At 50.4% G+C, this 7,719-nt stretch carries 6 protein-coding genes and 1 pseudogene; 3 read left to right on the forward strand and 4 right to left on the reverse strand.

Annotation, left to right across the window (positions count from 1 at the left end):
- Positions 1 to 575: 575 nt before the first annotated feature.
- Positions 576 to 2,336 (reverse strand): TonB-dependent receptor, encoded by a 1,761-nt coding sequence (locus ACTHY5_RS02550; protein WP_441875950.1) that lies wholly within the window; start codon positions 2,334 to 2,336, stop codon positions 576 to 578.
- A complete protein-coding gene (locus ACTHY5_RS02555) occupies positions 2,326 to 2,832 on the reverse strand; it encodes a hypothetical protein (RefSeq protein WP_441875952.1) in 507 nt (168 codons plus the stop codon). The genes ACTHY5_RS02550 and ACTHY5_RS02555 overlap by 11 nt, the downstream gene beginning before the upstream one ends.
- A gap of 563 nt (positions 2,833 to 3,395) precedes the next feature.
- Between ACTHY5_RS02555 and ACTHY5_RS02560 the strand changes: the two genes are divergently transcribed.
- The 3 genes and pseudogenes from ACTHY5_RS02560 to greB all read left to right on the forward strand — a co-directional run bounded on the left by ACTHY5_RS02560 (position 3,396) and on the right by greB (position 5,102).
- Complete coding sequence (locus tag ACTHY5_RS02560; RefSeq protein WP_441875955.1) at positions 3,396 to 4,004, forward strand: TetR/AcrR family transcriptional regulator; 609 nt, start codon at positions 3,396 to 3,398, stop codon at positions 4,002 to 4,004.
- A gap of 371 nt (positions 4,005 to 4,375) precedes the next feature.
- Positions 4,376 to 4,501, forward strand: a pseudogene (locus ACTHY5_RS02565) (Lrp/AsnC family transcriptional regulator); the annotation flags it as partial.
- Between the two features lie 112 nt (positions 4,502 to 4,613).
- A complete protein-coding gene (gene greB, locus ACTHY5_RS02570) occupies positions 4,614 to 5,102 on the forward strand; it encodes a transcription elongation factor GreB (RefSeq protein WP_441875958.1) in 489 nt (162 codons plus the stop codon).
- Between the two features lie 257 nt (positions 5,103 to 5,359).
- On the opposite strand, the gene ACTHY5_RS02575 is transcribed toward greB, so the two are convergent.
- Positions 5,360 to 6,745 (reverse strand): sigma-54-dependent transcriptional regulator, encoded by a 1,386-nt coding sequence (locus ACTHY5_RS02575; protein WP_441875961.1) that lies wholly within the window; start codon positions 6,743 to 6,745, stop codon positions 5,360 to 5,362.
- 2 nt (positions 6,746 to 6,747) lie between these two features.
- Positions 6,748 to 7,719, reverse strand: a 972-nt coding sequence (locus tag ACTHY5_RS02580; protein ID WP_441875964.1) for a sensor histidine kinase, incomplete at its 5' end; no start/stop codon positions are given.

Genomic DNA, 7,719 nt, shown 5'->3' on the forward strand with positions numbered 1-7,719 from the left:
CATGCAGTCTAACGACAGGTATAACTGGACGCATTCATTAGGACTGTACTTTGGCGGAGTGAATAAGTGTTTTGCCATATTGCATAATTTCCTTAAGAGCACTGTAAAAACAGTTACTTGCCGTGCTGCTCGACAAGACGAAGTCTATTGTTCATAAGAAACTTGGGTAGTTCTAATGGAACACTTAAATAAACCCTTGGCCATTCACTTACGCGGTCGAAACTACCACCAAGACACAAAGTGACTAGGACTCCCCCATACCACTGCCAAAAAAGCGGATTAGATTTCATTAGACTATAACCCAGTAGGGGAAGTGCGATGACCGTGTTCGAGAGCGAGTAAACCGCCAAGCAATGGAAATGTTTCCCAGAAGTTCTGCATAATCGATACCACTAGCTCGAGCATCAGGCGGCCCGAGACACCTGCTGCACAAAGCCGAGTCCTAGGTCTTGATGGACACCAACGACAATCACTAGGCTCACATGAGCGACGTCCGACTGCTGATGGAATGATTGAGCAAGAGCCTGAATATCACTCCGCCAAGTACACCGGAAGACATTCGCCGTTTTTTCACCCTAGAAACCCACCGTGGCCGACAGCATGACCGTCCGGGGTGCACCCAGAGCAAGCGTGGTGTAATGCGGTTTGGCCCAATAGGCTTTGTTGGTCAGGTTCTCGATATTCAACCGCCACGTTACCGGATAGCCGCTCATCTTGGTGTTGTAGCGTGCACCTAGGTCGTAGAGCGTACGGCCCGATAACGAAAGCGAGTTATCTTCATTCAGATACTGCTGGGAGACGGCACTGGCGTTACCCGTTAAGGTCAGCCCCTGCACAAAGGGAAGATCCCACTCAGCCCCGAGTTTGGCCTGCAGTTTGGGGATGCCCGTGGCCTGTTTCCCCTGGTTGATGCCGCCCGCCGTTTTGGTGAGTTCCGGATCCACATAGGCCACCCCACCCATCAGGCGGACATGCTCTGCCGGTGAGCCAAAGAAGCCCCACTCCACCCCTCTGTTACGCTGCTCGCCGCCAAATGAAAAGACATTGGTCACCGGATCTGTGTAGCTGCTGGGACGTGTAATCTCGTAAAAGCTGAGAGTGTGGGCAAACTCACCGAGATCAAACTTCAGACCCACTTCTTTCTGCTTGGTTTTGTAGGGTTTAAAGGTCTCGCCGGCATTGCTCGCCGTAGACGGCGCGCTGGCCCCCTGGCTTAATCCTTCTATGTAGTTGGCGTAGACAGAAACCTGATCGGTTAGCTCAAACAGCACGGCAGCGGCAGGAGTCAGCGCACTTTCATCGTAGCTGCTGATGGGAATGCTGTCCGGGCCAAAGAAGCTATCCTGCACGACCCTCTGGTGACGCACCCCCAGCGTTAGGTGCAGCCTGTCCTGCGCAAATGAAAGGGTATCAGCCAGCCCGAAACTGGTCAGCTCCAGCTCTCTCTGGGTAATTGGCGGGGCATTAAAGACAGTGCTGACATCTCCCCAGACCGGACGATAAATATTCGTAATAATGTCTGCAGGCAAAACGCCCCGGCGTGCGTTCAGCTCATAATCTTCCGTGTAATATGTGCCATTAAGCGCCAGCTCATGATGAACCGGCCCCGTCCGGAACGAGCTCCTTAGCCCGATGTCGGCCGTTTTTCTGTCAACTTCATCGTTCACATCACCCAGATTGGTTCTTAGATCACCGGCCTCATTAAACACCTGCGTCAAGGAGGCACTGGTCGACTTAAAGCTGGTCGTGCTCATACCGGCGGCGGCATAAGCCATCAGGTTATCACTGATATCCAGCTCACCGCGGATCATGGCTCCCCGGTCTTCGATATCGTTAAATGCCCAGCTCGGGTTTAATAAGGTATCCGGTTCTGGCAGTCTGGGCACAGACACGCCGGGGGCCAGGGTAACGCCCCGGGTTGGACCGTTCACATGCTCCTGACTGTCATACAAATCAGCTGACAGACGCACGCGATCGCCACGCCAGTCCAGCCCCAGAGAAACTAGTCCGTTCCTCTGGTCCTGCTGGTTCACCGCAGCATCACCATTCCGGTAAGCGCCATTAAAGCGAACACCAAACTGATCATCCGCGCCAAAGCGCCGCCCGAGATCAATATGCCCGCCTAATTGCGAATCGGACAGATAGCTGGCAGTCAGGTTGGCCAGCGGCTCATCGCCCGCACGTTTGGGTACCAGGTTGACGGCCCCGCCCGCAGAGCCTTTGGGCGGCATGCCATTCAGCAGGGCTGAAGGACCTTTCAGGACCTCAATGCGCTCAAACATTTCCGGAGAACTTCTGTAATAAGGTGCCATCCCGAACAGGCCATTAATGGTCACGTCGCCAACATCCGATCTGAAACCACGATATAGAATAACTTTCCAGGTTTTGTCCCGTCACGCCGCTGGTAAATACAGAAGGATCGGTCGCGGCGATCACATCCGTAATATCCCTCGCCTGTGCATCCTGAATATAATCTTCGGTATAACCAATGGTGTTAAAAGGCGTTTCCATAAATCCTTTATCACCCAGCATGCCTACCCTTCCGCCAGAGGCTATCTGCCCACCAGAATAACTGTCGGTCACGGCGGCCCTTTCTCCACGCACCGTCACCATGGGCAACGCCACCATGGCCTCATCATTATCTTGAGTACTTTCTGAGGTAGTAGCTTCCTGTGCCATCAGCGGATATGCCGGTACCATTAACGAGCCTACCATCACCCCCATAACCAGCGCGCCCCTAGTTATTCTAATCTTGCCCTGTGGTTCACTGTTTTTTTGACAAAGCGGCTCCATCACCGACCCTACTGGGCGGCGAAAATTATCATGAAGCATATTCAATTCCTTATTATAAAGCGGGTTAATTCAGTTTTTATAACCTCGATACATATCTTCGATTAATATATTTAATGAGCGTATATGGCGGCAGTCACATACTAAGCTTGCGGAGTAAAAAATATTACCGGTTCTCTCTGCATTCAGCTTACTTATTAACAGGCCTGCCTGTTGAATATATTTCAGCTTTTCATTCAGCTAACTCACCTGTTTATTTTTATTATCAATACACTGGGCTAGCTCCCTGCATCCTGCAGGTTCGCAAAAACCATTTGCACCGATTACTCAAACTTCACCCTGCGCTGAATGGGATCAACCCTGTCTGACGGGAAAGACTCGCTGAGAGTAAGTACACAGCAGCCAGAACAACGCTATCAGAGCAAAAGGCCCTGAAGAGATCGGTTTGACGGCATCATTGATTGACATGCTCCTAGGGAACAGTGAAAGTGATAATCAATCTCAATAAGATAAGCTAACTTCAATTTAGTTTCAACACAATAAACTAATTGAATTTCTGTTGGCTATGTGGCTAGATAAGCATAGCTTTAGCTACTGGAATTATTATGAGTTCATCATCAAAAACAACGACTCGAGGGCGGCCTAGAACAATCACACGCGAGCGAATCGTCGATGCTGGCATCAACATGGGTCTGCCTAACATCACTTTTGTCGGAGTAGCCACCGCCCTCGGAGTTAGCCATATGGCACTCTACAAACACGTTTCCGGTTTGGATGCGCTCAAAAATATGGTGGCCGAAGAGATTTTCTACCGCTGGCAACTTCCTTCTCCATTGGGTCCTAGCAGTAAGGCATTACAGGAGTATCTGTTTCATTTCACCGATGAAGTCAGCATTTTTGTGAGAGATCATCCCGGCTTGGCACCCTATTTAATTCGCAGATCTGCCGCCACTGAGCCGATGCTTGCAAAAATAGACGAGCATCACAACGCCGTGGCAACTATCTATGGCCTGTCAAAGGCACAAACACGCTGGCTACTCGCAACCATTACTTTTCATTGCATTGCCGTTACTGACACTGTTTATTCAGTTGCTAGCCAGGTAAGCGTATCAGCAGATACAGACAGCCAGGTGGATGAAGCCGAAATGGCAGCAGAGATCACGGAAGGTATGCGTGCTTTGATCGTGGGAGCGCTTGCTCTACTGAAAACGTAAAGGGTGCAGACGACCGTCAGCATCGAAGCTAAAAGGAGCAGGTTAACGAGTTGCCGCGATCCGCACCTGTATCTAGAAAGCAGATTACCCCATTCCTGAAGTACTGTGTATCAAGAAAATCTGGATGAACACTTATCCAAGTTGAGCTCGAATCACAACAACGGACAGGTCGGTGAAGTCCTAGCTGGAATAAATGTCATGAACAATTTCATGGAACTGAGGATAACCTACTCGGCAGCCGGTTAATTAAGAACAGAAAACCCAGTAAGACAAGCTTTCTCGGCTCTGATTTGATTAATAATATCATTATCCATATCTAATAGCTTCAGCCTCCCACTATTTACTTTCTTCAGGAGTTATAACTACGATCTCATTACCAACAGTTTTTATTGGGCAAGCTTACCCACCTCAATGGCGTGTTCGGCGTACGCTCAAGCTTTGTGCTACAACGTATTAAACACGAAACCGCACTGCCACTGGATCATTTAGGCCAATAACACGCCAAGCCGACGAGAGAAGTGCCTCAAAGCCGCTGAGGTACTTTCTTCTTCTATCCTGCTCAGCCACAATGCCCCTCTATTTGTTTGGCCATTAACGAGATGAAAACGGATGAAAACCAACCTGATCACCCGCGCTGGCTGGCATAAGCTAGATGAAGAGTTAAAAGAACTGTGGAAAGTTGAGCGCCCCGCCGTCACCCAAGCGGTATCGGAAGCGGCGGCCCTCGGCGACCGAAGTGAGAACGCTGAATACATTTACGGCAAACGTAGGTTGCGCGAAATCGACCGCCGAGTACGCTTTTTAATGAAGCGTCTAGACGCCCTGCAAATTGTTGATTATGACCCACGCCAAGACGGCAAAGTGTTTTTTGGCGCTTGGGTTGAGCTGGAAAATGACGCAGGTGACATAGTGCGCTATCGCATTGTGGGCACGGATGAAATCGATCCTAAAAATAACTACATTACCATTAACTCGCCCATGGCCCGCGCACTCATTGGCAAGCAAGTAGACGACGAAGTCTTGGTGCAAACGCCATCGGGTATTAAAGAGTGGTATGTGAATAAAATTCAATATCAGCCCTTCGAAACCAAGCTGTAAGCCTTACGCGATACGCCATACGTTAAAAACAGATTAAACCCTTACTGCTCCGCAGAGCAGGCAGCTAAAGCGCCGAGCTACAAAGTTAGGTATTTTTGCCGTCTTCCTGAACTCGTTTCAGGATCTCGATTTAGATTTAGCAATAAACACTCAAGTGCGAGATACCGGGGCACGCCAGTATGACGGCATAGTACCTAAAGAAATCTGTTGAACTTATCTTTAACTGACAGCGTACGGCGTAAAGCGTATCGCGGCTTTTATTCTATCCAACGGTAGAGGGTGCGCCGGGTAATACCGAGAATATCGGCAGCGCGGCGTTTATTATTGCCGGTTGCGGCAAGCACTCGGTGAATATACTCCCGCTGTATGGTCTCAAGCGTTGCCATACTATCGGCGTCTTGATCACGGATTACTTGAGTTGCACTTGGCTCCGCCCCCCTAAGCTCTGCTGATAATGCCGGCTCGGCTTGCTGGCAAATGCGCTGCGGTAAATGGTGCGGTTCAATTAATGGGCTGTCCGTAAAAGTCGCGGCGCGTTCTACCGCATTTTGTAGCTCACGCACATTGCCCGGAAAGGGATACGCTTGCAGCAATGCCAATGCTTCATCGCTAAAGCCTTTTACATGACGCTGTTGGCGAGCATTAAACTGCGTTAAAAAGAAGCCAATTAAGCGCTGTATATCATCACCCCGCGCACGCAAGGGCGGTACTTGTAGAGCAAAGGTTTCTAGACGATAAAATAAGTCTTCCCGAAAACTGCCATCACTCACCGCCTCGGTTAAGTTGCGGTTAGTGGCGGCAATAATGCGTACATCTAGCTGAATTTCATGATCGCTCCCCACAGGCCGCACCTTGCCATCTTGCAACACGCGCAGCAATTTGGCCTGTAAGGTCAGTGGCATTTCACCTAGCTCGTCCAGCAATAAGGTGCCGCCGTTGGCTTGTTGAAATAAGCCGGCTCGCTGCGTACGTGCGCCGGTAAAAGCGCCCGCTGCATGACCAAAAAACTCACTTTCCATTAGCTCACTGGGAATACCACCGCAGTTCACTACCATGTAAGGGCCCTGACTGCGCGCACTTTGATCGTGTAAGGCACGAGCCACTAACTCTTTACCGGTGCCGCTCTCCCCCTGCACTAACACAGGGCCATCGGCGGAGGCAATTTGGCGAATTTGATGAAATAACTGCGCCATAGCCGGGCTTTGGCCGATAATGCCATTAAACTGCTCAACGGCGAGCAAGCTGCGATAATGCTGCACTTCGCTACGTAATCGACGATTTTCTAGCAACTTAGCAACAGTAAGTAGGAAGTGATCCATTTCTAAGGGCTTAGTTAAAAAATCATCGGCCCCTGCTTGTAGCGCTTTAACGGCCTGCTGCACTGAACCAAAGGCGGTAATAATTAACACCGCAGGGGGAATATCATTCGCACTTAATGCAGGTAGCAAACTTAAGCCGTTAGCTCCCGGCAAGCGTAAGTCACTAATCAATAAGTCTGGCGGATGGTTTTGTAATAACGCCACACCTTGCTCGGCATCGCCACAGGCACGCACCTGATAGCCTTCTGCTTCTAGCTCTTCTTGCAATAGCTCTCGCAAGCCACTGTCATCTTCCACCAGCAAAATATGTTGTGCTTGTGCCATGCTCATGCTTCCTTGTTACTGGCGGGAGTCAATGACAGCATTAAACAGGCTACACAGCCGCCGTCAGTGTAATTACTTAGGGTAAAGTAGCCGCCTTGTTCCTCAGCCACCGCCTGCACAATAGCCAGCCCCAAACCGGTGCCTTCACCGGGCGACTTAGTGGTAAAAAAAGGCTCTGTCAGCTGAGCCACAGCGCAGCCCTCGGGCAAGCCGTGACCATCATCAATAATACGGATCACCAGCCAATGGCTATTGGCCGCAACCCAAACCCCAATGCCACCTTCAGCGGCCTGCAAAGCGTTGCGTAATAAATTAAGCAATGCCAACTCTAAGCGACCGGCATCGGCCCACACCTCTGGCAGACACTCGGGTAACTGGGTGGTTAATTGGCAGTCTTTAGCCTCAAGTTCAGGCGCAATAGCGGCAAGTACATCTGGGAGTAGTACATTCATCGTTAGCTTTCGGGGCTGAGTGGCGGCTGGGCGACAGTAATCCAGTAACTGGCGCACAGTGCGCGTTAACCTATCGACCTGAGAGCGAATGCCCGCTAAGTTACGTTGCTGTTGCTCATTTAAACTTCCTACCCGCTCCAGCCGCCGAGCGCGGCCATCAATCACACTTAATGGTGCCCCCAGCTCATGGGCAATGCCTTGTGCCATGCTGCCAATAGCCACCATTTTTTCATTGTCTTTAAGGCGCGCCACTAACTGGGTTTCTGCTGCACGGTGCGCATCTAACTCGCGGTGTGCCTGCTCTATGCTGTCTAACATCTGGTTTAACCCATTCGCTAAACTCGCCACTTCTTTAGGCCCATTTAATGCCGCTCTATGGGATAAATCACCATCGGCCACTCGGCGCATGTGTGCCAGCAACTTATCAACATAGCGCCCCACACCACCATAATGCCCCAGCAATACGCTGGCTAAAATCACTAAGCTAAACACGCCCCATAAGGCCCAAGCGATAATAGTAAG

Origin of the sequence: Oceanisphaera sp., assembly GCF_052084945.1 — a bacterium.
Lineage (GTDB): Bacteria > Pseudomonadota > Gammaproteobacteria > Enterobacterales > Aeromonadaceae > Oceanimonas.